The organism is Synechococcus sp. HJ21-Hayes (genome assembly GCF_024345835.1).
GTDB lineage: Bacteria > Cyanobacteriota > Cyanobacteriia > PCC-6307 > Cyanobiaceae > Vulcanococcus.
The window spans coordinates 35,464-59,705 of record NZ_JAGQBW010000006.1 but is presented as its reverse complement, the minus strand read 5'-3'; the positions used below and the strand labels follow the sequence as shown (position 1 = coordinate 59,705).

Here is a 24,242-nt window from a genome sequence, read left to right as displayed (position 1 = left end):
TCATGACGCGCTGGCACTACTACCTGGCCTTTTGGAGCCGACGCTCCACCGCCACCGTGGTGCCGGCGCTGAATCGCAGCCAGGCCAGGGACCGTGCCCAGGCAAGGCAAAAAGCCGGCTACGGCAGCTTGGTATCGATCCAGCAGGCCCATGAATCCGACCGTCGCCTGATCCGTCAGGGCGCCTGGGTGCGGCGGCGCCGTAATGGCAGCAGCCCCCAGTTCGGCTCAGCTCTGGCTCGTGCTGGCGCTCGCAGGCAACGGAGCCGTTACCGGCCTTGGCTTTGAGATCAGCCACTTGTCTGGCGGTGAGCTGGCCCAGGAGAGAAAGGCCCGGCAAGGCCGGGCCAGAAGGCCGCCGCCTCAGAGCACCGACACGGTGCCGAGGCGCTTGGCGGCCAGCTTGCGGGCCAGCTGATGGGCCAGCTCAGCCGGAATAAAGCGGGGCTTTTTCACAGGCTTGCCGCGGCGGCCATAGAAGACCGTGATGCGCTCGGCAGAAGCGACCTTGAGACCAGCTGGATAGATATGCAGCACCAACTGACGGACCGGACAGGCGAGTGGAGCAGAGGAGGCCATGGGACGGAGGCGAGGAACACCTGCCCCCATCGCCCCGGACGACACGCCCTGGCAGGGGCCGCGTAGCGGCTTGCGTCAGCCCTTGCCAAGGCGTGGCGAGCAGGGTGTAGCCCTGCATTCCGGGGCAGTGCTGGTGATTCCTCGCCGGCCCGTTGGCCGGACTGCTGGCTCCGGACATCAGTTGTCTGGATCGCGGCGCCGGGCACTGGCGATGCTGCCGCCACCGAGCAGGGCCAGGCTGGTGCCAACCGCTGCCTCAAAGGTCTGCTGCAGGTTCTCGGCGTAGCTGCTGCACACCGGGCCAAGCCGCCGCTGCAGACCAAGCCAAAAGCAACCGCCAAGGCCAGCTGCATAGAGCGCGAACTGGGCGATGAACACCCCAGCCACCGCCCGCAAGAGAAAGCGCTCGCGATCAAATCCTTCCCCACCAGCCATGGCCGTGCTCCTACGGATCAGGGATGGCAAGTGAGCAGCCAGCCGGTGCCGGGGCCATCGGCCTGCCAGCGCGGCAACCAGTTCTTCCAGCTGTAGTGCTGCCCTGCTCCATTGGTGTTGGCGGTGTAGCCGCCATGGACCAGGTCGGCCTCACCGTTGGGGTCGTTATGGATGGCGAGCGTCTCGGTGAACCCGATCACCACGCTCCAATGACCGCCGCCGCTGGGTGCTGAGGCAGGGCCGTGGTGCAGCCAACCCACCGCCACCGGCCGGCCCAGCTTGATCTGCTCCTCGAGTGTGGAGCGCTGACCATTGGTGGCGAAATGGGCGGTCAGCCCCAGGGAGCGCAAGGCGGCCAACTGCGCTTCTGCCGAGGTGGTGTCGCCATAGCGGGCACGGATGACGTTGTAGGCGTCGTCGCCACTGACCTTGCCCCAGAAGCGGGCGAGCATGGCGCAGCTGCTGGAGAAGCACTCGCGGTAGCCGGTGCCTGAGGCGTTGTCGTTCTGGTTTTCCCAGGCCACCGGCAGCGGATTGGCATGGGCAGGAGCCGGCGGCGCAGATGAGAAGGTCTGCCGCCAGGCGGCGGCCTCGGTGAGGACGGCTGGGTCGGCAGCAATGACGGCAAGGCGGAGCAGCTCGATGCCTTCTAGTTGTTGGGGCTGGGCTTTCCAGGCATCCCAGAACTGGCGCCAGCGCTCAGCTGTGAACGGCGCTTGGGCGGCGGGGGTAACGGCAGCCGGAGCTGGAGAGCTTGGGGACATGGCAGCAGGACAGTCCTTTGCTGTTGCCGCCCGGCCATTACATGATCTTCAGCTCAGACTGAGGAGCAGGTCGGACAGGTCGGTTGATGTGCCTCATGCCGGAAAGCCACGAGCAGTACTGCCAGCTGGCGCGCAATCTTGAGGATGAAAAGCTGCTGGAACTCGATGCCCACTACCGGCAGAACTCCAGGACATCAGTGGACTGGGAATTGCACGGGATCGTGATGGGCGAAATCCATCAGCGCCGTGAATTCAGGCGTCAGAAACTTGAGCGTTCTCTCTGGCTTGCCAGCCGTCGTGGACGGCTCATAGAAGCGAGCAAGCGCTGGCTGATCAGCCGGGGGCTGTGGAGCTCGGCCACTCTTGAGCGCAAGCGCCCGCGCTCCTTGATCGGCCTGTTGCTGGTTGTGTTCGGGCAGAGCTACCGGAGCAGCAGAAGACTGGCCATCAACACGCTTCCAGGGCGGCAGACCCCACTGGAGCAACTCTGAGGGGACGGACGCCGGCCCAAAACGCTCAGGGCAGCTGCTCGGCAATAGCCCCTGACAACCCAGGGGCACTGCCCCACCTGTGCCATGGGCCTCACCCTGATCGAGGCAGCCAAATACGAGAACCGGCTCGAGCACCTGGCTGTGCTCAAGACGTTTTCTGAGGGCGAATTGCTCGCCCGGCTGCCATTCATGAACATCGCCGGCAGCGGCCTCTTCTATTCCGCTGAGCAGGAACTGCCCTCGGTGGGCTTCCGTGCCGTGAATGAGGGCTACACCCAGAGCTACGGCGTGGTGGACCAGCGGGCAGAAGCAGTGCACCTCTTTGGCGGTGACGTGGATGTGGACCGCTCGATCGTCGATCTGATGGGCCCTGAGGCCCGCGCCAGCCAGATTGAGATGAAGGTGCGCTCGATGCGCCTCACCCTGGAGGCGACGGTGATCAATGGCGACACCGCAGCCAACCCGCGGGCCTTTGACGGCCTGGGTAAGCGGTTGCAGCCTGGCAACCAAATGGCGATCAACAATGCCGCCGCAGCCATCCCCGGTGCACCGCTGAACTTCGATCGGCTTGACGAGCTGATCGATTCGGTGAATGCCTATGGCGGTAGCAAGGTGCTGGTGATGAGCAAGGCGATGCGCCGCCAGCTCAATGCCCTTGCCCGCGCCTCCATCGGCGGTGGCGTGTACCAGACCAGCACAAACTCCTACGGGATGACGGTGCACCGCTACCAGGACTGCGACATCTTGACGGTGGACCGCGATGCCCAGGGCGTCGAGGTGATGGGCTACGACGAGGCGGGCGGCACCAGCTCGATCTATTGCTGCACCTTTGGTGATCAGGGCGTCACCGGCCTGCAGGGTCCGTTTCAGGGCCGCTATGGGATTTCGGTGCGGGACCTGGGCGAGGTGCCCGATGCCCCGGTGTTTCGTACCCGCGTCGATTGGTACGTGGGCTTTGCCGTGCTGCAGCCCCGCGCCGCCGGCCGTCTGTTCAACATCACCCCCGCTGCCTGAGCCATGGCCCTTACAAACGGCAACCCTTTGATCGATGCGGAAACCACCCTGGTGGGCTGGACCAACCGCAGCGCCATCCGCAACAGCGAGTGCACCTTCCTCTCAGGAGAAGAGGTGCTGCTGAACACCAAGCTGGATGCGGCCTCGCGCTTCTCGCTGCTGGTCTCCCATCCCGGAGCAGCAGCGGCGGTGGAGGTGGAGCTGCAGCTGGCGCCAGTACTACGTGATGGCACAACCGGCAGCTGGATCAGTGCCATCCGCGTTGCCCTACCGGCAGAAGGGGGCCGGGTGGAGGCGTTTCTCTCGGGCCATGACATCCAGATCACACCGGCGGATCTGCCCAACCTCGATCTGCCGGCGGTGTGTTTTGCCAAGGCGCTCGTGACCCCGACCACCCCGGCGGGCATGCACGTGGGTATGACGGCCACCATTGCCGCCTGAGCCCATGGCCCGCAAACGCTCCACCAGCCCTGCAGCGGAACCGGCAGTCGAGGAGCTGCCTGCGCAGCCGACGGCGATCGAGGTTTCGTCCGCCGCCGCAACCCGCCACGACCTGGTGGACCCCACCGTGCCGGCCGGCCTGGTGCGTATCAGCAATGGCGGCCAGGAGCGCTTCATTTGGCCGGTGCACCTAGGCGGCTGGCAGCAACAGGGCTGGAGCCTGATCGCCACCGCCACCGGCGTTCAGATCACGCCGCAGCCGACAGCGCCTGCAGGGGTGATCGAGGTGCCACTGGCTGCAGCAACGCCAGAGCCGATCTCAGTGGAAGTAACCACAGGAGATACCAAGACCGAGTTGGCAGCCACCTGGGAGCTGGAGACCAGCTGCTCTGAGGGGTGATCGCTTCCGTGCGCTCCTTTCTGCCTTCCCAAGCGAGCAGCACAGCAGCCAGCCCGCAGCTGATTCGCCTGCTGCCGCCCCTGGGCTGCCCGGGCGAGGGCGTGTGGGTGCCCCCCAATGAGGTGCAGCGCTGGCTGCAGCAGGGCTACCGCCTTGCTCCCATCCCCGCAGCACCACTTGAGCTGGCCTGGCTGCCGGCGGCAGCCGTGCCGCAGGACCCAGCTGGCAGTAGCGCTGTGCTGTTGCTGCTCCAGGCCCGGCCGCCTGTGCCAACGGCGCTGACAATTGATTGGGGGGACGGCAGCGTTGCAACCAGGCCCTGGCCCAGCGGCGACTACTCACCGCGGTTACGCCATGTCTACGCCTGCGCTCAAGACTGGCAGGTTTCGGCAGAACTGAGCGGCAGCCACATCAGCGCCGAGCTGGCGGTGCATCTGCTGGGCTGCCCGATCTGGCCGCCGCCGCCACCCCAGCCGCCGGGTGCGATTCAACCGCTGATCCCCGGCAGTGGCCTGCTGGGCCAACCGTTTGATGGCCGCCGCCGCGAGCAGTGGCAATTGCAGCGCTGGAGTGGAGGCACAAGTAGTGGCGGTGTACCCGCCAGCGATGGCTCTAACGCCCACTTCCTGAGGGCCGACGGCCTCTGGGCCAACCCACCGGGCAGTGGCGGCGGTACTCGCTGGTGGAGCGGCGAGGGGCCACCCGGAGTGCTGCCTGATGGCCAGGCGGGCGACTTCTATCTCGACACCCGCAGCGGTGCTCTCTACCAACTGGAACTGAGCTGATGCCCTGGACACGCAGCACCAACCTCAAGGGCCCCTCGATGCTGCGGATCGCGCGGCTGCCCGCGGCACTCAGCAACAGCTCCAACAGCAGCTGGCTCACCCTCTTCAGCACAGGGCTGGCGGCGCAGCAGGTGCTCTCCTTTGCAGCTGAGCTCTACTTCTCCAGCGGCGCCAACAACACTGGCCTGGTGACAACCCTCTCTGGCCCAATAGCGCCGCAGGCGGTGCTCCACAACCTGGTGACCGGTGAATCGCTCACCAGCTTTCGCAACCTCAGCGCCAGCAGCTACGACACGCCCCTGATCGGCACCAGCTCAGCAGGCAGTTCGGTGCTCAGGGCCCAGGTGAGCGGCACGGTGGAGAACGGCTCCAACGCCGGCAACCTCAGCCTGCGTTTTCGTTCAGAGGTGGCCGGCACAGCCGTGACGGTGCTGCGCGGCTCCTGGTGGCAGGTGCTGCAGCACTGAGCTGCCCTCAGATCAGCTCACCAACGGCAATAGGGAGTGTTCTCTCTGGCCCTTGGGCCGCTGCTCTGCCATGGCCTGGATTCCCACCGGTTCACTCAAGGGTCCGCACGGTGATCCCGGTCCCCAGGGACCCCAGGGGGTGCAGGGCCAACCCGGTGCCGATGGCGCCCAGGGCGTGCAAGGCCCGCAGGGACCAACAGGGATGCAGGGCGTTGCTGGTCCAGAAGGCCCCCAGGGCCAGGAGGGCATCCAGGGTGCCCCGGGCCTGGGCATCACCTTCAAGGGGCACGTGCCCACGGTGGAGGATCTGCCCGCCGATGCCGCCCAAGGCGATGCCTACATCGTGCAAGCGGATGACTCCTTCCGCGTCTGGGATGCCGCCAACAGCACCTGGGTGGATGGGGGTTCGATCCAGGGCCCCCAGGGCATCGCCGGCCCGCAGGGACCGCAAGGGCTGCAGGGAGAGCCCGGCCCCCAGGGCCTGCAGGGGGTGGAGGGCCCCAATGGCCCCCAGGGCAACCGCGGCACCGGTTGGTTCACCGGCAGTGGCGCACCCACATCGGTGCCTGGATCTGTGCCGGGTGATCTGTACCTGGATCAGACCAGCGGCGATGTGTACGTGCTGAGCTGAGGCCCGGCGCGGCGTGATGATCACGCCCGCCGGGCCGGGATGGGCTCAGGCCAGCATCAGCCGCCGCTGCGCCTCGAGCTGAGAGCGCCGCAGCAGCTCCTGCTCGGCCAGCAGCCGCTCATCGAGCTCATCAATGCGAGCCAGGCACTGCTGGATCGCGGGAATCACCTCTTCCTCCAGCAGGGTGATCTCCTCTTCTCCATAGGGCTGCTCAATCCAGGTGCGCCGCAGCGCCAGCCCGCGCCGGCGCAGCAGGATCTCCTGCACGGAGCGAAGCGTGGATTCCAGCAACAGAAAGGGATCTTCCTCAGGGCGGCAGAACGGTGATTCCGCGGAAGCCGGGATGCCAGCAGCAGAGCGTGTGGCCATGACGATCGGCGCCGAGAGCGGCGCAGCGACGGGACCGATCCCAGCGGAGGCGCGACCGCAGGAGGGCCTCAGACTGGAGAGGCCCCGAGCAAGCTCTCCTCCTGGCCCCACGCAATAGAAGTCCAGGGCAGAGTGATGTGCTGCCTCATCAGGATGCGCAGTGAAGTCGTGGCCGCCCCTTGCCCTAGCTGCGGACCATCAAGAGGGCCGAGCCATGCCTAAATAATTGATCCAAGCCAAATCGATGGCGCGTCAGGGGCCTTCTGAGACCTGCAGGAACAAGGCCACCAAGGCTGTATTGATGTAGTAGTTACTCCGACCAGATTTGTGCTTCTCTAGGAAACCTTTCTCCACCAATTGCTCCAAGTACTCGGCAGCTGTCTGCCGGGTCACGCGCAGGTCATCTCGGACAAATTGAATCCTGGTGTAGGGGTGACGGAAGAGATTGTTCAGCAGATCCTGGGAGTAAAGCTTCGGGAGATGGGTGCGCATGCGCTGCTTCACATCTGCCATCTGCTTCCGGATTCCCTCCACCAGCGCAAGGGTCGTTCTAGAGGTCTTCTCGACGGCCTCAAGCATATAGAGCACCCAGGGCTCCCACTCGCCTTCTTCTCGAACGGATTGGAGCAGCCGGTAGTATTCAGCTTTGTGCTGGTTGATATGGCGGCTCAGGTAGAGGATTGGGATGTCCAGCAATCCTGTTCTTGTCAGGTAGAGAACGTTCAGGATGCGCCCGATTCGTCCGTTTCCGTCGGCAAAGGGATGGATGCTCTCAAACTGATGATGGATGAGTGCCATCTTGATCAGTGGATCGAGACGGCAGAGCTCATCATCATTGATGAACGCCTCCAGTGATGACATTGCGGCGATGATCTCGTTGCGATCCTGTGGAGGCCTGTAGACCACTTCCCCCGTCCGATCGTTCTTCAAGGCGGTGCCTGGCGTTGAGCGAAAACCATCGCTGCGTGCCTTCAGGAACCGGTACATGTCGATGAGCGTGGCGTTACGGATCAACCCGCCCGTATCCAGCAGCTGCGTCAGCCCCAGCTTGAGGGCATCCCGGTAGCGGGCAACCTCCTTGGCCGCACCCGACTCCAGACCGTCCGGGAACAGATCCATCTGGAATAACTCATCTTGGGTGGTGACGATATTCTCGATCTCGGAACTGGCCTTTGCCTCCTGCAGGGCGAGGGTGTCGATCAGGATCCCTTGGTTGGGGATCGTGGCCGCCCGTCCCTTGAGCTCCGCCAAAGCACGGTTGGCGGCAGCCAGAGCACGCATGACCGCCACTGTTTCCAGCTCTACGGGAGGAGGCAACGGTTGTAGGAAGCCGTGGGAAGCTGACACGTCGACTGGCACCAGTTAAGAAAACGCCATTTTGCTGACGTGTTTTGACGATAGGTGGCACCAGCCCCCACCCTGCTAACAAGACGGCCGGCACAGGCCTCTTCCCGGCACGTCGGGATCACCATTGGCCATAGGGCGCAGCGGAGACCCCGAAGCAGGGCGGGCAGTGGCCAGATGGTGCTCCCCATTGCGGCGACCTCGCGTCAGTCCCCGAGGCCGCCCAGACCATGGAGAGGGTTGCGCGGAGCCGATCCATCAAGGGGTAGGCCTGCACGATTTGCGCTCTTGCAGGCTTGCCCTCACCGAAGGCGCACCGCGTGCAGCAGCTGTTGTCACTAGGGCAAGGCCCCGTAAGCGTGCCCTTGGGCCTGAAACGGATCCAGCCGCAAAATGCGCCCGCCATTCGGAGTAGGTGGCAACGCGCAGGACATTTACGGAGGGAGAACTGCTGCCTTGCTTGCCCTTTCGAAACCTCCTATGGGTGTGGGCCTCGTTGGGTTTACTGGCAGAGACCAAGCCCCCCCGCGTCAATTTTCGTGCCACCAACGAGTTCATTGCTAAACAACATTAGTTCAAGTGGCTTGATCAACCTGACCCTTTAATAAAGACAAATTACCGAGCTTGGCCTTATTAGCCCAAGGGTTTTGCGCGGAAGAAGTACCCATAAAGCACGCCACATTAGAAAAAGAAGGGCCTGTCAGCCTCGACAGATTGCGTCAATCGGCTTCTGCATTCAGTACCTCCTCAGGAAGCGAGATCCATTTCCACAACCAGTTGGCCAAGTCAGTGGCAATAAATACGGTCATTGACTTTGTGCTAAGTCGTCCGACTCCTTCGTCACGCAAGAGCCCACGTGATACAAGGTCAGAGAAGATTAACTCCAGGACATGGTTATCATGAGAGAAGAACAGGTTCCTTAAATTGACGCCATTAGAGCTTGCCCCCGCAGGGTCTGCTTTCTCCAAGGTAACAAGCCGATGACCTTCATAAGGACCACTTGCGATAGGCGCATTTACCGCTTCACGCAGAACAGATAAATGCATCTCTTCTAGAGATGCCAGAAGACGAGCTGCACCCTCTGCCTCATCCCAAGAAAAGCCCAGGGTCGTCTGACGACAAACAACCTGGGCTAATCGCTGTCGCTTTTCTACAGAGCGCGTATGAACTGCTTGATCTATCGTTGACAGTATAAAGTCAGAAAATCCTTCGCTATCCAGATCTGCTGCAATTTCCTCAATTACACTCAAGCGAGACTGCAATATTTCAACATAGCTTTCAAGACGCCGCATCTGGATCTTCGAGGCGCCACCAGCCAACAGCGTATCGAGGCTTCCACCTATCCCGGGAATAGCCTGAATACCCGCTCTTATCGCATAAGTTTCAGCATATCGCGCGCGAACATCTTGAATCTGGGATCTAACCGAATCAGGCCTCATCTTCCCTGTCAAATCATTTCCAAACCGATAGTATCACCCATGCTCAGCCCAAAAACTGCTCCCTACCAACCCCTGTACACATCCCACTTGCACGGAGCTGAAAAGTAGAGGGTCAGTGAGCACACTATTGACAAAAAGCTGCTGCTGTTTGATTGGCTAAACAGAGCCCTATTTGACCTCAGAGTGCTCTAGAGCAACCGGTATTGATCTCCCGAGATCCGTAAGAAAAGAATTGATTATGTTCCAATACTCTATCAGCTCAATCTGAGGGTTATCTGCAAGCGATTCCATTGTAAAAGAATACTTGCGAAGCGAGCCAGTGCCGTGAGCCTCAGGCGTACGGAATTTCTCGTCGAATTCGGCCAAAAGATTGCTAAGGCTCAACACGGTTTCAGACTCCAAGAACCCGTGAGTATTGGCAATTTTCACAAAAGCCTTCTTTTTGCTTTTTGCCCCAGAAAACCGCTGGTACTCACCAGGCGAATAAACCAAAATAATAAGACCCATTATCTTATCCCATATCGCTCTATACCTTAATACATACGACGAATTGAAGCGATGAATTTCTATCTTGCCAAAAAATTTTTCTCGTGATTCAAGAACTGAGCCACCCTCGAGCTTGCCACTTGAAAACAAGGCGTTCCAAGTGGCGCCTACTGCATGAGCATCCAAAAACAACAATACCGTGTTGATCCGAATATCGAGAATGGAGGAAAAAATTCTTGCTCCGTCCTCTCTTTTGATCAAGCGATCGTATGATTCCAACAAAGATATGTGCCTCAGGGGGAGCCGAGTGAGACTGGAAGAGTAGTTGTCCAGTAGCTCTTCGAACCTCAGAACTTCATCGCGTGATTTCAGGCTGAATCCATCATGTGACATAGGGGCTCTACGTAAACCCGTAGTGAATCCGCAATGCTGACCGACTACCTGGCAAAGAACAATGCTGAGTGGCTGCGGTTGACGGCTATCAAGCTTGGATTAGGTGACGATTTCACTGGAATTATGGCAACGGCCCTCAGCCCCCGCCCACCAACTGCAGGCGCAGGGCGGCGATGGCCTTCTTCTGGGCGCGCTGCACGGCCATGGCGCTGATGCCCAGCTTGAGCCCAGCGGCCCGTAGCGAGAAGCCCTCCAGCAGGGTGAGCCGCAACGCAGTTGCCTGGGCAGCAGGGAGCTGCTCGACCAGCTGCTCCAGGGCCAGCTCCTCAGCACCAAGGCCTGAGGCCAGCTCGGCTGCGGGAGCTTCCAGCTGATCGAGCAGGGAGTGCTCGCCTCTTACCTGGACATCGAGGCTGACGTGGCCCAGCGGGCAGGTGCCCTTCTCGTGCTGCCGGCGGGAGATGCGCACCAGCCGCACCCGATCGCGCAGGTGGTGCTGCAGCGCCCCGGTGATGCAGCGGCGCAGATAGGGCTCCGCCGGCTCGCCGGGCTTGCAGCGCGGCACCGAGCGCAGCAGGGCCTCGCGGGCCACCTGGATCAGATCATCCCGCTCCACCAGCGGGAACAGGCGCCGGGCGGCGGCGGAAGCCAGGGCATCAGCGAGCGGGAGGTGCTCCAGCACCAGGGCATCGCGCGCAGCAAGGGATGCAGCCTGCGGTGCAGAGGCCTGCGGCTGGCGGCGGGACGGGGAAGCAAGGGCAGCCATCGGCGGGACGGCACAGAACCCCACCCCCAACGGCCGGCCGGATCGCCGCGGCAAGGACGCACCGCCGAGGCAGGGCCTCAAGGGGCGCCAGGCCTGATCCTTGCCATGGCGTGAGGACTGGCCAACGGGATGCGGTGGGTGTGCGCCGGCTCACTGGCGGACCATTCCCCCAACGCAGCAGGAGCCGGCGACGGCGCAGCTGCCCCATCACAAGCGGGCTCGGCATGGACGCCCCACCGGCCTGGCGTCAACAAAAGGGGGCCGCAGCCCCTAGCCCTCAGAAGGGCAACAGCGCCTCCAGCTCGGGATCAGCAGGGGCCTCAGGCTGCCCCGCCTGACGCTCGGTGAGCAGATCATCCAGCAGAGCTGCCAGCCGGATCAGCCCGCGGCACCAGCACTCTTCTGAAAGCCAGAGCAGCAAGCCATCGCTGCTGGCTGAGAAGTGCAGCCGGCGGGCGGCATGCAGGTGAACAGGGGTGTGAGCGGGAAGGCAAAGCGTGGCCATGGCGGACCCAGCGCAGGACCCCACCTCCAGGCGGGGCGGGGTCAAGGACCCGCGCCATTCGCCTGACGTGCCGCGTCATGCGGCACCAACGTCAACCAACCGCGGGCATGGCTCCGATCCTTGACGCCGCCCCGCACCATGAACAGGCCTGCGCGGCAAGCTTTAGGGGCTCCGATCTGCGAGCTACTCCTGGATGGCGCCGTTGTTCCGGCTGACGCCCGAGAAACCCATCACCACCGGCGGTTGCATCGGCCGAAGCTGCTGGGCTGTGGCTTCTAAGAAGGCCACCAGGATCGTGATCAACAGGATGTAATCCCGCAGGGCAGGCTCCAGCACCCCATTGGCCGAAGGCGGCTGAGCGGCCAAGACCATTTCCAGTGGCGTCCAGAGCGGATTGGTGCGGGCGTCTTCGTACACCTCCGCAAGGCGAGAGCTGTGGGCGGCATCGCCCAGCGAGGCCGATTCAGCGGAGTGAGCTAAGGCATTGCGCAGCTTGCGCAGCACGTTCAGGGCTCGCTCCACCGGACCATCGATCAGGCCGAGCCGGCTGGCGAGCGCCACCTTGGCGCCAATGGAGCCCAGCGGCCGCTCAGGCAGAAACAGCCCATCGCCTTTGGCGGTTGCTGGATTCATCACGGCCTGGAGCAGATGCTCCAGTGCTGCATCCACGCGGGCTACGCCCACCAGCACAGCCCCGCGGCCGCGCTCCTCCAGCATTTGCAAGGCGATGGTGCGGGCCGCCTGAGACGCGACCGCATCGGAACCGGTTGCTTGTTTGCCAGTCATGATGCTGGGCTGAGCATCAAGTCCAACAACCCCTCTTTGATCTGCTGGTGGCTGCCAGTCAAGTCAACAGTGGCAAAGCGCATCAGGTGCCCCTGGATCGCTACGGATTCATCGAAGTCGCCGTTGATGGCCGGATGGAGCAGCAGCCCCGCGGCCTGATCGGCCCAGGGGTCCCCACGGCCTACCTGGGAGCGCAGGTAGGCATACAACTGGTAGACATAGCCGGCACGGAGCGAGTGCTCGCGATACCACCCTCGACCGAGCACGCTGGTGAACTTTGTGTCGATCACCAGGCGCTGGGGCTGGTCGCGTCGGTCGATCACGATGTCGGTGCGCATGGAGGGGAACACCTGGGCGATGCCGGCGGTGGCGTCTTCGATGGGCCAGCTGAGTGGTTTGCCAGTGTTCACAAGCCAGTGAGCTTCATCGAGATGGAGGCGGCAAAAGCCTCCGATCGCCTTCTCATAGAGCCGCCTCAGCCAATGCTCGCAGCGCTCGGGGTCGATCAGGGCATTAGGGCCGGCCTCCTCGGCGGGTAGGGCTAGATCCATCGCCAATCGAGCAGCGGCGAGCATGGGCTGGTCGGCCTGGTCATGACGCCCGAAGCGTTCGCTGCTGATCTTCTGGCGAGTGGGCGGCTCTCCAACCACTCCCTGCAGGCGCAGGCCATGGGCGAGGCCGCGGCAGCGGTGGGCCAGCTCAGGCTTGCGGACCAACCTGCCCACGGTGTCGAGGGCGGCGCGCACGTAGCGGTTGCGTGGGCTGTCTATCGAGAGTTCTTCGAAGCGGCAGGCCACCTGTCCTTTGGCGAGCAGTTGTCTTCGGCTGGTGGTGAGGTGATCGATGCGCCCCCTCACACGGGTGAGCACCGCTTCTCTTGGTTGAAATGCGGTGGAGAGTTGGCGGCGCTGCCGTTGTTCGACTGCCCTGGCCAGTATCTCGGCCACCAGATCGGGGATCTCGTCGGGAAGGTCTTCTGAGGCGAGCTTGGCGGGATTGGCGGCCTTGCCCAGGTCTGAGGCGTAGAGCATCAGCCACCAGATGTTGCGAACTGGGATGCTCACCAACCCTCCAGCAGAGCCGCGGCCTGGCGTTCGGCCTCCTCCGGGGCGTCGAACCAGTACTCCTGCAGCAGGGGTTTGAGTTCGCTGGCCACCACTTCGGCGAACCAATCGCGACTGGAGCGCCCCTCCAGGCTCTGGGTCGGGGTGACATAGCTGTGGCCGATCTGGAAGGCCTTGCCAAGGCGGCTGTCGGCGACGATGGCGGCGTTGAGTTGGCCAAGGCGCTGTTCAATGTTGGCCGCGGCGGCCAGATCCATCTGCAGCCGAGTCACCACCCACTCCCGCCAGGTTTCGCCGAAGCAGGGCTCCAGGTCGATGAAGGCGAAGCGCCGGCGGAAGGCCATGTCCACCAGGGCCAGGGAGCGATCGGCGATGTTCATCGTCCCGATCACCACCATGTTTTCGGGCACGTACACCGGCCGGTGGGTGCCGTCGGGGTCGGGGTAGCACAGTTGCATGGCATCGCGCGGTGTGCGTTTGCCGGCCTCCAGCAGGGTGAGCAGCTCCCCGAAAATCTGGGCGGGATTGCCGCGGTTGATCTCCTCGATCACCAGCACGTGGGTCTTGCTTGGGTGCTCCAGCGCAGCCTTCACCATCTGCATGAATACGCCCTCATGCAGCACCAGGCCGCCGTTGCCGATGGGGCGCCAACCGCGCACGAAGTCTTCATAGGAGAGGTTGGGGTGGAACTGCACGGAGCGCAGCTGCGGCTCCTGCACCACTTGGCCCACCAGCGCCATGCCAAGGCGCCTGGCCAGCCAGGTTTTGCCGGTGCCGGGTGGGCCCTGGAGGATCAGGTTCTTCTTGTCGCGTAAGCGGCGCAGGATGCGCTCCAGCTCGCTGCGAGGTAAGAAGCAGCCGTCGGCCAGGATGTTGTCGATGCCGTATGGCGTCACCGGCGTGACTGGCTCTACGACTGCGGAGTCGTCGTCATCCCGATCGTCATCGTCGCCATGGACTAACGGGTCGTCGTCGGGTTCAGGTGCACTGCCGGTGTAGGTCCAGGCTTCTAAGGAGAGTTCAGGGAAGGAGTGCACACTGAAGTCGGGTTCCTCGAAGCGTTGTTTAAGGGCCTCGATCAACTGCAGGTAGTCGGTGGCGCTGCAGCGGTTTTTCGGGCCGTTGCGGCCGATGGCGAGGCGCAGCTTCTCACTGATGTAGCCGCGTGAACGCTCATCGAGGCTGAGGAAGCTCCAGGGGCGGCACCAATAGAGCCCGAAGGTGAGGTTCCAGGCCACGCCGTAGTAGCCCATCGCTGCATCAAAGTCGCTGCTGAAGGCTTCGATCGCCTGCTCGGTGTCTCCCTCAGCCAGGGCTAGACCGCTCTGAAACACCTGCCAGAGGGCATCGATCTGGGCGGGGTCGCGATCCTTGCTGTAGGGGAAGAACCACGACTTCTGGTTGTTGAGGACCGGGATGCCCTCGAAGCTCTCGGGCATGGCTTCCTCGACGCCCAGGAACTGGGCCAGGGCGGAGGCGATGGCCTGGCGGTTGCTGTCCTTGATGCCGCGATTGAACAGACCGAACAGGGTGAAAGGGTCGATGTCCTGGATGAACCCCTTGCTGCCATCGGCGAACTGATCACCGCTGAGCAAGCCCAGACCCTCCACATTGGGCTGGAGTTGCTGCAGGAAGGCGATCAGCTGGCTGCGATCGCTGCGGTGGCTGAGCAGCCCGTCGGCTATCGCCTGGTAGAAGCGGGCCCATCGGAAGCGCTTGTGCTCCCTGGGATCGGTGCCGAAGCGCTCTCGCCAATAGGGGGCATTGCGGAAGCGGTCGATGTCCTGCGGCTTGTCCTGGAACGCGAAGTCGATCAGGGCGTCGGTTTTCCAGTCGCCGGGGGTGACTTTCCAGATCGTGGGTTGGTAGGTGTAGAAGTACCACTCGCGGGCAGGGCTGACGCGCTGCCATTGCACGCGTAGACGGCGGCCATCGCCCATGTTCGCCTCGATCGTGCCTATGGACTTGATGGCCATCACCGAGACGGTGTTGCCCCAGGTATCGAATGGCAGGCCGTGTTTTTTGGTGTAGGCCGCCTTGATGGCGATGCGCTCGCCGGTCTGCATCGAGCGCACCTGTGCGAGCACTTTGCTGTTGTCGTCGAAGTCGTGCTCCCAGATGCCTTCTTCAATGAAGCGATCGGTTTGGTCGTCGCCACGGTTGACCATGGCGCCCACGAACCAGCAGGGGCTTGAAGATGAATTGGCTTCAGTCATGACTGGGAGCCCTCTGGTTGCAGACGTTTGAGGTTCAGGAAGGGGGAAGCCTTGCCGCTGTAGCTCACCACCACCCGCTTCTTTGCTCGGGTGGCTGCTACGTGCAGCAGCGAGCGCTCTTGCTGCTCAAAGAGTTCCCTGGAGAGGGAATCTGGCCGTTTGTTGAGCTCCACCTTCAGGGGCATCTGGGAGGCATCCAGTGCTGGCAGAAAGACCTGATCGAATTCCAGCCCTTTGACCCGGTGCATGGTCGCGAGCCGTAGTGCTGGATCGCTGGGGTCGTCGGATTCCTCTGCTTGGATCACTCGAGTGGCGAACCCCTCGCCATTGAGAAGGGCTTCAAGTTTCTCCACGGCCCTGTTGGTACGAGCCGCCACGCAGGTGGACGCCAGCGACTGCTGCTCTTCTCGCAGCTGACGCAGGGTGCTCACCAGGAAACGCTGCTCCTCTCCGGGGTCCTCAAAACCCTTCACCAGGGGTTGGTCGCCATGAAGCAGGGAGCGGTAATCGCTGGCGCGATCACTGCCCCCATCCAGATCGTCGAAGTCGAGGCCCTGGAGCACGGCGGTGGCCCAGGCCCGGGTTTCTTCAGTGGTGCGGTAGTTGATGCGCAGCTTGCGGGCGCGGCCGCGGATATCGATGCCGCAGCGGCTGAGCACCACCGGCTTGCCGTAGATGCGCTGGTGGGGGTCGCCAACGATGAACAGGTCGTTCGTGCGCGGTTCGCCAACCAGGGCGCGAAGCAGCGAAAAAGAAGCCAGATCGAGATCCTGGGCCTCATCCACCACCACGGAGGTGTATTGCGGTGGTGGGCCGGAGCGGTTGAGCAGGTCAGCGGCAATCTGTTTGGCTTCCTCTGGTTCCCACAGCCCCCGCTGGCGGAATTCGGCCCTGACCGCGTCAAACACCGGCCAGATCTGAGCCCGCTGCTGGCGGTTGAGGCGGGTGCCCCGACCGACCCGCCGGGCCACCAGATACTCGTCGCGGCTGCGGCAGCCCTGGGCGAGCACCACGTCTTTCCACTCCTCGCGGTAGAAGCGCTCGTCAAGCTCCAGTGAGGTGTCGGCCACATCCATGGCCATGCTCCAGCAGCTATCGCGGGCGTCGTCGTTGAACACGCGCACTTGAAGGCCCTGGGCCTTGAGGTACGTCATCACCCAACCATCAAGGTGCATCACCTCGATGCGCTGCAGCTCCTCGGGGCTGCAGATCTTGGTGAGGTTGGCGCGGATGTCTGTGGCCAGGTTGCGGGTGAAAGTGGTGAACAACACGCGGCCAGGGGTACTCGTTTTGATGAATTCCTTGGCGAGCCAGCGGGCCCGATGCATCGCCACCACGGTCTTGCCGGTGCCGGCCCCGCCCAGCACGCGCACCGCGCCGCTCCAGTTGCGCTCGACAAGACGGCGCTGACTGGGATGGAGGAATACCCGCCACCGCTCCAGCGGTGCTGAGAGCATTGCCTCGAGCACATCGTCATCGGTGATGACCATGAACTCGGCCTTGCTCTCCGGTGTTTCGAGAGCAGCTGCTACATCCGTGGGGTCGATGGCGGCAGGTCGCTTGCGCTCCAACTCCTCGATCACTTCATCGATTGCTTTGCCATCGGCCAGCAGGATCAGGCCATCGACGCAGTCTTGAGGCACCCACTCGATCAGACGACTCAGCGCCTCCTCGCTGGTGACGGCCCGCACAGCTGGCAGCAGAGCCTCAGGCACGCCGAGCAACATCAACTGCTCGTCGCTGCAGTGGGCAAAGAGTGACCCGCTCTGGACAGATGCCTGCGGGGTTAGCGCTGGCGTTTCTTCTGGTGTGGCTGTTGGCGTTTGATTCGCCAGAGCTTCGCTGACAGCCGCGGCAATCGCATCACCCACAGCCATTTCGGCCGCTTCCACATCCACCACCTGCAGCGCACCCGAGACCCGGTTCACATGGCAGGTGCGGCGACGGGCCCACTGGTAGGCGTCGTCGTGTTTGTCGATCCAGAGCAAGACATAGGTGTCGCCCTCATCGGGGGCGCGCACGATGCAGCGAATGTCCTGATCCACGCGGATGGAGCGGATGAAGGGGTCTTTGCCGCCTTCGATGCGCTCGTAGTTCAGTCCTGGGCTGCGGGGGTTGTCGCGGAACTTGGAGATGAAGGTGGCCACCTTGCCGCGGGCCTTCTCCGGCAGCCGGCCAAACGCCTTGAAGAAGTCGTTGGAGAGGGCGACGGTGAGGCGGGACTCGCTCATGACAGGTGCGCGGCGTTGAAGGCGATGACTGGGAGTGGCTTTGGCTAGGACTGCGTGGATTGGGCTGTCGATCAGGGGGAGGTGAGCACCTCTCGCAGGGCGGTGGCTGTGGTGCCTGGAGGATCCTCTAACGACCAGCAGCGCCAGCCTGCGGCCGAGAACGCCTCACCATCGGCGGTATCGATCACCACCGCCAATTGCTGGACGGGCCAGGCCAGCTCTGCCTGGGCGACCACCTCTCCTCGGGTGCCTTCCAGCTCAAAGGCTTGTTCAGGTACCGGCAGGTCGGAGCCTTGCCAGAGAGCAGCCAGGGCCTCCATCAAGGGCAGTGCTTGTTGAGGGGGAGTTCGAAAGAGCTCCTTCCAGGCGCGTTGCTGCTCGGCACCGGCAGCCTCATGGTCAGAAGGCGCAGTCGCCTCAGGGGATCTGAGGCTGGCACTCACCCACACCTGGGGCGGGTCCACCGCAACGGTTTGCTCGCTGCCGCCCCAGCCCGGGGTGGAGATCAGCAGGTGGGGCAAGAACTGGAAGAGGTTGCTCTGGCGTAGCCACTCCCGCCACCTGGCCTGTTGCTGTTGCTCAGAGGCGTTCGGATCTGGCTCGAAGTGAATGGCCCGGAAGCTGGCGGCTGGGTGGCGGCGCTCATGCAGACCCATGTCGACCAGGTTGACGATCTGCAGGCCAGGAGCAGGAGAGAGGTGCTGGCCAACGCGGCGTGAGGGCTCCGTTCTCTGCCACTCCTGGACATGTGGGACGAGTTGAAGCGCAACGGCAGAAGCGCTGAGCTCCGGCGACTCCACCGCGAGTGGGGAAGCCTGGGCCAGGCAGAACTGCTGCGCCATGCCCTGCCACAACGGCTCTGATGGGTTGGCCAGGTAGGCCATCAGCAGCTGTAGGCTACTGGCCAGCTGCGCCTGCCGTGGCATCAGCGGCGGCGCAGAAGTCAGGCTGTCGAGCAGGGGCTGGGGCCACCAGCGCTCGATGAAGGTTTCGGGCTTGTTGGCGAATGCGGGGATGACTCCCACCGCAAGCCCGTTGGGATCAAGCGGCGCCTGGGCGGTCGGCGGCGCTTCCACCACGTCGTCCCAGCTGAGAGCCCAGACCAGGTAGCGGCCGCTGCGCTGCAGGGCCATGCGCTGTTCAGCATCTTTGGCCAGCCGGCTGCGGTGGTATTCCCAGCCATCGGTGTAGATGGCGATCGGCTTGCCGCCGGCCGTGGGCGTGAGCAGGAAATCAGCGCGGGAGAAGGCGCCAACACCCTCCGCTTCGCCGATCGGCACCTGCAACTCCACCTTCCAGCTCACCACGCTGGAGCCGCTGTTGAACGTGAGCAGATAGCCCTTGTCGCCCTTGATGAAGTCATCCCGGAGGGTGACGGTGACACCCGGTGGCTTGCACTTGCCCTCTCGCAGCTTCTCGATGAAGCGCAGCTCCAGCTCGCTTTCAGCGCGGGTGTTGATCACCACCTCCGAGAGGCTGCGCTCTGAGGGCTGCAGCTCCTCCCACCGGTTCAGAATTGTTTGCAGTTGCTCAATGGCGCGGCGCTTGCTCGTGCGCTCGCGATCGAAGCGCTGCCGGTACATGAAGATGCAGCGATAACAGCCATCACTGCAGGAGCAGGCTTGAAGGGTCTGCAGCGATTGCTCAAACACCGCGCGTAGATCCGCACCGCCGGCCTCGATCAGCTGGCGCACGTAGCCGGTGCCGCCGGGGACTGAATCAAACAGGTAGAGGAAGGTCTTGCGCTGCTGACTGCCGGGCTGGGGTTCTTCTCCCAGGGCTGACTGGAGGTGATCCACCTTGCCGCCGAAACGCTGGCGCAAACCCAGATGCATGGCACCGACGAAGGAGGGCTGACCGGCCTCATCCCAGAAGCTGGCGCCAGGCAGCAGGAAGCGCAGGGCTTCTGAGTTGAACTCCCGGTACATGAACAGCAGTTGGCGCAGCTGGGCGTCATCGGGCTTGTCGCGATACTTGCAGCCCCAGGTGTGGTTGCTGGCCTTGGCGGGGCCGCGCTGCACCTTGCCGCAACTGCGGCAGAGCTCAAAGCCCTTCACCTTGAGGGCCTTGCCGGCGATCGCATGGCTGGCGCCCACCACGGCCTGCTCGCCAAAGTTGATCTCGCGGAAGGTGGTGCTGGCCAGATATTCAGCGCCGAAGGGAAACTCCTCATCGGCGATGGCCAGGGAGATCTCGCGGCGGCTGTGGTCGGGAACAATCAGCAGCTCGCGGTGGAAGAACAGCGGATTGCGCTCTTCGCTGTCGTCGCCGAAGCGGCTGCGGGCGTCTTCTGTGGTGGCCTGAACCTGGCGCAGGCGGGCCATCTCCTTGACCTGGCCGTGGTCTGCGTAACCGCTGTTGCCGCAGCGGGGGCATTCCTTGCGGCCGAAGTCGTCGTCGGTTTCGCGAGCGGCGTAGGAGCAGGAGGGGCAGAAGCGCCAGCGCTCGGGTTGGTTGAGGTTGGGATCCACCTGGTCGACCTTGACGCGGCGGCCCTGGGCATAGAACTGGCCATCGGGCACCAGCTCGCGGATGGCCACGTTGGCGGGACGCTCGTAGGAGAGGGGCGGCAGTTCCTCACTGCGGCGGCTATCATCGGATCGGCCAGGCAGCTTGCGCCAGAGAACGGATTTAAGCGTGACTCCCGCTTCCGGGAAGGCGTAGTTCGGCAGGAAGCCCTCGTCGGTGAGCATTGCCAGCAGGGGCCGGCCGTCGAGGTCCTTGCGCAGCTGGTTATAGGCGAACTGCTCGCGGCGGATTGAATCCTTGGCTTCCCGTTCCTCGGGGGTGAGGCCGTCGTCGGGGCGTTCACAGAGCTTGTTGTAGCGCTCACGCAGCTTGCGGGCTTCTGCACCAAGCCGCTTGCGTTCCGCCACCAGATCCCGCAACCGAGCCAGCAGTTCCTGGGCGAAGGGTGCATCGAAGGCCCCATCTCCGCCCCCATCGGCGGGGGTGAGCAGGAACGCACGCAGATCAGCAGCGCTGGCGGGCTGCAGCTCCTCGCCGAACAGGGCGCAGAACCGCTCCAAGAGATCGGCTTGGTGGGCCTGCACCCAGCCCAGCCAGGTGTAGGGGAACTCCTGGGGGATGGTGCCGCTGAGGGCCTTTCCCACGCCATCGAGCACTGGCTTGAGCTTGCGTGGCAGCGCCAGCGGATCGAGGCCGCCTGCCACCCAGCGATCGAGGCTGTAGGCGAGCAGCTGGCGGCGCAGGATGGCGGCTGCATCTAGATAGCAGCCGGGGGGATTCACCTGCCCCTGCAACATCTCGCGCGGGTCGGAGAAGAAATAGAGGTCGTGGGCGGTGCCCGTGACCAGGGTGCCCACCATGGCGTTGCCGTCGCGGCGGCCGGCCCGGCCGATGCGCTGCAGGTAGTTAGCCGGCTCCGGCGGCACCGAAGCCAGCAGCACGGTGGAGAGATCGCCGATGTTGATGCCCATCTCCAGCGTGGAGGTGGCCGAGAGCAGGTTGGGATCGCTGCGGTACTCGCCGCGGATGAACTGGGTTTCCAGGCGTTCGCGATCGCCACGCTCCAGTAAGCCGGTGTGTTCGCGGGCCACGATGCGATGCACCTCCCCGCGCTGATACAAACGCCGGTAGAGGGGTAGACCGCCGCGGGGATCGGGCCGGTAGCTGCCGGGGCAATGGCGCACCTGGCAGGGCAGACCATCCCAGAGGCTGAGCTGCTCGGTGGGCACGCTGTGCATGTCGCCGCAGTGCTCGCAGCGCACGGGATGGGCCTCATGGCTCACGGTGATGGCGGCGGGCGGAATCGCCCAGATCCGCTCACCGCGCCCGCCGCTGAACTGCTCCAGCAACCCGGCCTGGCACAACGCATCGACGACGGCGTTCAGGGCTTCCTTCTGCTGCTCGGCATCCAGGGCAGTAGCTGGGATGAGGGTGCGCTCCAGCCAGTGCTGGGCCCAGGTGGGCCGGCCGGAGTCGCGCACCAACTGCTCGAAGCGCCCCTTGCCGCGGAAGCTGGTGAGAAAGATCGGCCTGCTGGCGGTGCGCCCGAACTTCGGCGTGTGGGGGATCTGGTTGAAGGGATAGGTGTCTTCTCCGCCGCTCTCGAGATAGCGGCTCACCTTGCCGTCGCGCCCCACCAGCTCGCTCAGGGCCAGAGCACCGCGCTGGCGCAGGTGCTGCAGCATCCCCACCACCAGCTGTTGCAGTTGACCAAGGCGGAGGCCGCGCAGCGGCTCCACCTCGTTCTGCAGCCGAGTGAGCAGGCCCGGGAGCAGCTTGTTGACAGCAACGGGATCCACAGCGGCTGCCAGCGCCCCGGCCTGCTCCACCGACGAACCCAGACGTGAGCGGTAGCCGAATTCGGCGGCCACTTCCCAACGCAGCCGGTCGCACACGAAGCGCATCAGGGTGCCATTGGCCTCGAGGCTGGGCGTGAGCTGCTGCTGCAGGGCATCCCACTCCCTGAGCCACTCCAGGTCGTGGGGGATGAAGGTGGCGGCGAAGTCCACCGGATTCGGAAAGCGCTGCTGCCAGGCGCTGATCAGGCGCTCTTGCAGCTGATCGAGCGGCAGCGGGGTGCCGGCCTGTTGCAGCGTGGTGGTGAGGGCGGTGCGGAAGGAGGTGCGGTAGGCGCGGGCGGCGATGTAGCCGGCGCGATGGGCAGCGTCCTGCACCGAATCGGAGAAGGCCAGCAGCTTCTTGTCGCCGTTGAAGGCCGAGGCAAACAGCGAGGCGCTCCAGGTGCTGGTGAGGTTGGCGGCCGAGGAACCGATCAACAGCAGGCTCTGCTGGGCGTTGCAGTAGGGACAATCGCGGCTGACGCGCGGGTGGTTGTTGTCGTCGACCGTGCTGCAGTCGGGGATGTCGACCGGCACCAGCTCGCGGTTCTGGCAGCTTGGGCAGACGGGCATCGCACCTGTGGGCGTGGCGTCGGCCAGATCTTTGACGGGGTGGAACGACAGACAGCTGCTGCAGAGTTGGTGGCTGCAACCCTCTGCGTCTGCATGGCCCTGGGGGAAGAGGTAGCGGAGCTCAGGAGCACCGGAGAAGAACGCCTTGTAGAAGTTGCGAAGGTTGTTGGCGCGGTCCAGCGTGTTGCTGGTGGAGTTCAGCGCCGTGGAGGTCCAGGCGGTGGCGCCGCAATCGCGGCAATGCACCACGGGCAGGTGGATGCTGCTGTCGCTGCCGGCCAGATCGTCGGAATGGCGCAGCTGTGGTGTGGCTTCCACAGAAGCCACCATGCGCTTTAGCTCCCGCAGCCAGAGCTGCACGCGCAGGTTGAGCCAGGGCACCACGACGGGGCTGCCATCGAGCTTGGTGGTGGTGCGGCGGGCATGGGCGATCAGCGCCAGCAGGCTCTCGAGCAGCAACACCCGGTAATGCCGGGGGTACTGATCACCAAGGCCGAGCTGGCGCGAGAAGCGTTCCAGCAGCTCCTCGATCGAGCAGGTGCTTGCAGCCTGGCGCACCAGGTTGTGCACAGCTGGCAAGGTGCCGAGCTGGCTGCCCAGCGCCAACCGCCAGGTGTCGTCGTGGATGTTGCCCTCAGGCGCTGGTGGCAGCGAGTCCGCTAGCCAGAGCGCCGCCTGGGCGGCGAGGTAAGAATCTGCGCTGGCGGCATGTTCAGGATCGAGCTGATCCAGTGCCTCCAGCCCTGGCAGGGGCAAGAGTCGCAGCCCCTCAGCGCCATAGGCGGTGTGACCGGTGAAGAACTCCTCGGGGCTGAGGCGCTCCTCCTCAATCAGAGAGGCGGCCTCGAAGCTGCTGGCAAAAATCTGCCCCGCATAGCTGCGCATCGCCTCGCGGGAGTCGGGGCCGCCAAGGGTGGCGGAGGTACCCACGCACACCAGCTCGTCACCGGGGCATTGGAGCCGATCACGCAGACGGCGGGTCAGACAGGCGAGGTCTGTGCCCTGGGCGCCATCGAAGCTGTGGAACTCGTCGACGACGAGATAGCGAAGAACGCTGGATCCATCGCTCAGCCGCCCGTTGTGCTCCCACAGGCTCTGCACATGGGGCTGGATCAGCAAATAATCCAGCTGCTTGTAGTTGGTGAGCAGAATGTCGGGCGGAGCCTTGTGCAAGGCCTCCTTGTCGGTGATGACGCTGGTGGCGGTCATGGCCGCCGTAGGCGCGTCATCGGACGCACCGATGTAGAGCCCGGCCCGCAGGCCAGCGAGCGAGGGGATGGAGTGAATCAGATCAGCGATGCGCCTGGCCTGGTCGGTGGCCAGGGCGTTCATCGGGTAGATCAGGATCGCCTTGATGCCCCGCTGGTCCTGGGCCTGCTGCTGGCGGCAGTGTTCGAGCAGCGGCAGCAGGAAACACTCGGTTTTGCCCGAGCCGGTGCCCGTGGCAACCAGAGTGTTGCGCGGGCTGCCTGGCAACAGCCGCTCGAAGGCCTTCTCCTGGTGTCGGTAGGGCGGGAAGGGAAGGGTGATTTGCGGAAACCAGTTGCGGCCGGTGCCTTGGTGAAAGGGCAATGCCACCGACACATAGGGACCTTTGAGCAGCTGCTCGCGTTCAGCCAGGAAGCGATCGATCAGCCCACGGAAGCCGGGCGTGGTGGGGTGGAAGGCGGTGCGGATGGCATCAGCGGCCACCTGCTCCAGTTCGCTGGCAACAACGGAGGGGAGCAAGGGATGCGGCAGAGCTGCACCCTCAGGCT

22 protein-coding genes are annotated in these 24,242 nt (G+C 63.8%); 8 read left to right on the top strand and 14 right to left on the bottom strand.

Features of this window, described 5'->3' with window-relative positions:
* Positions 1-2: 2 nt before the first annotated feature.
* Positions 3-287: a hypothetical protein gene (locus tag KBZ14_RS06265; RefSeq protein WP_255117465.1), complete on the top strand. Its 285-nt coding sequence runs from the start codon at positions 3-5 to the stop codon at positions 285-287.
* Between the two features lie 75 nt (positions 288-362).
* Here KBZ14_RS06265 and KBZ14_RS06260 read toward each other — a convergent pair whose 3' ends face one another.
* From KBZ14_RS06260 to KBZ14_RS06250, 3 genes are all read right to left on the bottom strand, one after another.
* Complete coding sequence (locus KBZ14_RS06260) at positions 363-578, bottom strand: hypothetical protein (RefSeq protein WP_255117464.1); 216 nt, start codon at positions 576-578, stop codon at positions 363-365.
* A 177-nt stretch (positions 579-755) separates the two neighbouring features.
* Positions 756-1,043 (bottom strand): hypothetical protein, encoded by a 288-nt coding sequence (locus KBZ14_RS06255; RefSeq protein WP_255117463.1) that lies wholly within the window; start codon positions 1,041-1,043, stop codon positions 756-758.
* On the bottom strand, positions 1,031-1,777 hold the full coding sequence (locus KBZ14_RS06250) for a C39 family peptidase (RefSeq protein ID WP_255117462.1): 747 nt from the start codon (positions 1,775-1,777) through the stop codon (positions 1,031-1,033). Before KBZ14_RS06250 ends, KBZ14_RS06255 begins: the two co-directional genes overlap by 13 nt.
* Positions 1,778-1,872: 95 nt before the next feature.
* Between KBZ14_RS06250 and KBZ14_RS06245 the strand changes: the two genes are divergently transcribed.
* The 7 genes from KBZ14_RS06245 to KBZ14_RS06215 all read left to right on the top strand — a co-directional run bounded on the left by KBZ14_RS06245 (position 1,873) and on the right by KBZ14_RS06215 (position 6,006).
* Positions 1,873-2,268 carry a hypothetical protein gene (locus tag KBZ14_RS06245; RefSeq protein ID WP_255117461.1) on the top strand — a complete coding sequence of 132 codons (396 nt, stop codon included), beginning with the start codon at positions 1,873-1,875 and terminating at the stop codon, positions 2,266-2,268.
* Between the two features lie 84 nt (positions 2,269-2,352).
* Positions 2,353-3,282: a major capsid protein gene (locus tag KBZ14_RS06240; protein ID WP_255117460.1), complete on the top strand. Its 930-nt coding sequence runs from the start codon at positions 2,353-2,355 to the stop codon at positions 3,280-3,282.
* Positions 3,283-3,285: 3 nt separating this feature from the next.
* Positions 3,286-3,723, top strand: a complete 438-nt coding sequence (locus KBZ14_RS06235) for a hypothetical protein (protein WP_255117459.1) — start codon at positions 3,286-3,288, stop codon at positions 3,721-3,723.
* Positions 3,724-3,727: 4 nt separating this feature from the next.
* Positions 3,728-4,123, top strand: coding sequence for a hypothetical protein (locus KBZ14_RS06230; protein WP_255117458.1), 396 nt, complete (start codon positions 3,728-3,730; stop codon positions 4,121-4,123).
* Positions 4,120-4,908, top strand: coding sequence for a hypothetical protein (locus tag KBZ14_RS06225; RefSeq protein WP_255117457.1), 789 nt, complete (start codon positions 4,120-4,122; stop codon positions 4,906-4,908). The genes KBZ14_RS06230 and KBZ14_RS06225 overlap by 4 nt, the downstream gene beginning before the upstream one ends.
* Positions 4,908-5,375, top strand: a complete 468-nt coding sequence (locus tag KBZ14_RS06220) for a hypothetical protein (RefSeq protein WP_255117456.1) — start codon at positions 4,908-4,910, stop codon at positions 5,373-5,375. The genes KBZ14_RS06225 and KBZ14_RS06220 overlap by 1 nt, the downstream gene beginning before the upstream one ends.
* 70 nt (positions 5,376-5,445) lie before the next feature.
* Positions 5,446-6,006 carry a collagen-like protein gene (locus KBZ14_RS06215; protein WP_255117455.1) on the top strand — a complete coding sequence of 187 codons (561 nt, stop codon included), beginning with the start codon at positions 5,446-5,448 and terminating at the stop codon, positions 6,004-6,006.
* Between the two features lie 45 nt (positions 6,007-6,051).
* On the opposite strand, the gene KBZ14_RS06210 is transcribed toward KBZ14_RS06215, so the two are convergent.
* The 11 genes from KBZ14_RS06210 to KBZ14_RS06160 form a co-directional block, all read right to left on the bottom strand.
* Positions 6,052-6,375, bottom strand: coding sequence for a hypothetical protein (locus KBZ14_RS06210; RefSeq protein WP_255117454.1), 324 nt, complete (start codon positions 6,373-6,375; stop codon positions 6,052-6,054).
* Between the two features lie 252 nt (positions 6,376-6,627).
* Positions 6,628-7,656 (bottom strand): Fic family protein, encoded by a 1,029-nt coding sequence (locus tag KBZ14_RS06205; RefSeq protein ID WP_255117453.1) that lies wholly within the window; start codon positions 7,654-7,656, stop codon positions 6,628-6,630.
* A gap of 782 nt (positions 7,657-8,438) precedes the next feature.
* Positions 8,439-9,158 (bottom strand): hypothetical protein, encoded by a 720-nt coding sequence (locus tag KBZ14_RS06200; RefSeq protein WP_255117452.1) that lies wholly within the window; start codon positions 9,156-9,158, stop codon positions 8,439-8,441.
* A 168-nt stretch (positions 9,159-9,326) separates the two neighbouring features.
* Positions 9,327-9,923: a hypothetical protein gene (locus KBZ14_RS06195; RefSeq protein ID WP_255117451.1), complete on the bottom strand. Its 597-nt coding sequence runs from the start codon at positions 9,921-9,923 to the stop codon at positions 9,327-9,329.
* Positions 9,924-10,173: 250 nt separating this feature from the next.
* Positions 10,174-10,803 carry a sigma-70 family RNA polymerase sigma factor gene (locus KBZ14_RS06190; protein WP_255117450.1) on the bottom strand — a complete coding sequence of 210 codons (630 nt, stop codon included), beginning with the start codon at positions 10,801-10,803 and terminating at the stop codon, positions 10,174-10,176.
* Positions 10,804-11,080: 277 nt separating this feature from the next.
* Positions 11,081-11,353 (bottom strand): hypothetical protein, encoded by a 273-nt coding sequence (locus tag KBZ14_RS06185; protein WP_255117449.1) that lies wholly within the window; start codon positions 11,351-11,353, stop codon positions 11,081-11,083.
* A gap of 138 nt (positions 11,354-11,491) precedes the next feature.
* Positions 11,492-12,094, bottom strand: coding sequence for a hypothetical protein (locus KBZ14_RS06180; protein WP_255117448.1), 603 nt, complete (start codon positions 12,092-12,094; stop codon positions 11,492-11,494).
* Positions 12,091-13,158 carry a 5-methylcytosine-specific restriction endonuclease system specificity protein McrC gene (mcrC, locus tag KBZ14_RS06175; protein ID WP_255117447.1) on the bottom strand — a complete coding sequence of 356 codons (1,068 nt, stop codon included), beginning with the start codon at positions 13,156-13,158 and terminating at the stop codon, positions 12,091-12,093. The genes KBZ14_RS06180 and mcrC overlap by 4 nt, the downstream gene beginning before the upstream one ends.
* Positions 13,155-15,374, bottom strand: a complete 2,220-nt coding sequence (locus tag KBZ14_RS06170) for an McrB family protein (RefSeq protein ID WP_255117446.1) — start codon at positions 15,372-15,374, stop codon at positions 13,155-13,157. The genes mcrC and KBZ14_RS06170 overlap by 4 nt, the downstream gene beginning before the upstream one ends.
* Positions 15,371-17,605: a 3'-5' exonuclease gene (locus KBZ14_RS06165; RefSeq protein WP_255117445.1), complete on the bottom strand. Its 2,235-nt coding sequence runs from the start codon at positions 17,603-17,605 to the stop codon at positions 15,371-15,373. The genes KBZ14_RS06170 and KBZ14_RS06165 overlap by 4 nt, the downstream gene beginning before the upstream one ends.
* Positions 17,606-17,676: 71 nt before the next feature.
* Positions 17,677-24,213, bottom strand: coding sequence for a DEAD/DEAH box helicase (locus KBZ14_RS06160; protein ID WP_255117444.1), 6,537 nt, complete (start codon positions 24,211-24,213; stop codon positions 17,677-17,679).
* Positions 24,214-24,242: the final 29 nt, after the last annotated feature.

What these genes read in the sequence shown, in the direction of transcription:
- KBZ14_RS06265 (WP_255117465.1), top strand. Translation starts at nt 3, where the DNA reads ATGACGCGCTGGCACTACTACCTGGCCTTTTGGAGCCGACGCTCCACC.
- KBZ14_RS06260 (WP_255117464.1), bottom strand. Translation starts at nt 578, where the DNA reads ATGGCCTCCTCTGCTCCACTCGCCTGTCCGGTCCGTCAGTTGGTGCTG.
- KBZ14_RS06250 (WP_255117462.1), bottom strand. Translation starts at nt 1,777, where the DNA reads ATGTCCCCAAGCTCTCCAGCTCCGGCTGCCGTTACCCCCGCCGCCCAA.
- KBZ14_RS06245 (WP_255117461.1), top strand. Translation starts at nt 1,873, where the DNA reads ATGCCGGAAAGCCACGAGCAGTACTGCCAGCTGGCGCGCAATCTTGAG.
- KBZ14_RS06240 (WP_255117460.1), top strand. Translation starts at nt 2,353, where the DNA reads ATGGGCCTCACCCTGATCGAGGCAGCCAAATACGAGAACCGGCTCGAG.
- KBZ14_RS06235 (WP_255117459.1), top strand. Translation starts at nt 3,286, where the DNA reads ATGGCCCTTACAAACGGCAACCCTTTGATCGATGCGGAAACCACCCTG.
- KBZ14_RS06230 (WP_255117458.1), top strand. Translation starts at nt 3,728, where the DNA reads ATGGCCCGCAAACGCTCCACCAGCCCTGCAGCGGAACCGGCAGTCGAG.
- KBZ14_RS06220 (WP_255117456.1), top strand. Translation starts at nt 4,908, where the DNA reads ATGCCCTGGACACGCAGCACCAACCTCAAGGGCCCCTCGATGCTGCGG.
- KBZ14_RS06215 (WP_255117455.1), top strand. Translation starts at nt 5,446, where the DNA reads ATGGCCTGGATTCCCACCGGTTCACTCAAGGGTCCGCACGGTGATCCC.
- KBZ14_RS06210 (WP_255117454.1), bottom strand. Translation starts at nt 6,375, where the DNA reads ATGGCCACACGCTCTGCTGCTGGCATCCCGGCTTCCGCGGAATCACCG.
- KBZ14_RS06205 (WP_255117453.1), bottom strand. Translation starts at nt 7,656, where the DNA reads ATGCGTGCTCTGGCTGCCGCCAACCGTGCTTTGGCGGAGCTCAAGGGA.
- KBZ14_RS06200 (WP_255117452.1), bottom strand. Translation starts at nt 9,158, where the DNA reads ATGAGGCCTGATTCGGTTAGATCCCAGATTCAAGATGTTCGCGCGCGA.
- KBZ14_RS06190 (WP_255117450.1), bottom strand. Translation starts at nt 10,803, where the DNA reads ATGGCTGCCCTTGCTTCCCCGTCCCGCCGCCAGCCGCAGGCCTCTGCA.
- KBZ14_RS06180 (WP_255117448.1), bottom strand. Translation starts at nt 12,094, where the DNA reads ATGACTGGCAAACAAGCAACCGGTTCCGATGCGGTCGCGTCTCAGGCG.
- KBZ14_RS06170 (WP_255117446.1), bottom strand. Translation starts at nt 15,374, where the DNA reads ATGACTGAAGCCAATTCATCTTCAAGCCCCTGCTGGTTCGTGGGCGCC.
- KBZ14_RS06165 (WP_255117445.1), bottom strand. Translation starts at nt 17,605, where the DNA reads ATGAGCGAGTCCCGCCTCACCGTCGCCCTCTCCAACGACTTCTTCAAG.